General features: G+C 66.8%; 1 protein-coding gene. It reads left to right on the top strand.

Features of this window, described 5'->3' with window-relative positions; all coding sequences use genetic code 11:
- Positions 1-280, top strand: a 280-nt coding sequence (locus FJR00_RS15585; RefSeq protein ID WP_181409684.1) for a transposase, incomplete at its 5' end; no start/stop codon positions are given.
- Between the last annotated feature and the right edge of the window lie 36 nt (positions 281-316).

The raw sequence follows: 316 nt of genomic DNA, 5'->3' as shown, positions 1-316 counted from the left end.
GGAGGAGTTCATCCCCTTCCTGGCCTACGACGTGGAGATCCGCCGCGTGCTGTTCTCCACCAACGCCATCGAGTCCCTGCACGCCAGGTATCGCAGGGCGGTGACCGTACGCGGTCACTTCCCGACCGAGCAGGCCGCGCTGAAGTGCCTGTACCTGGTGACCCGCGGGCTGGACCCCAAGGGCACCGGGCAGGCACGATGGACCATGCGGTGGAAGCCCGCGCTCAACGCTTTCGCCGTCACCTTCGCCGACCGCATGCCGGCCGCGGAGAACCTCTGAGATGAACGCCGGAAACACCGTTCATCGGACAGACCC

Source organism: Ornithinimicrobium kibberense, assembly GCF_006519705.1.
GTDB classification, from domain to species: domain Bacteria; phylum Actinomycetota; class Actinomycetes; order Actinomycetales; family Dermatophilaceae; genus Ornithinicoccus; species Ornithinicoccus kibberensis.
The sequence above is the reverse complement of the archived record's forward strand: the minus strand, read 5'-3'. Positions and strand labels throughout refer to the sequence as shown.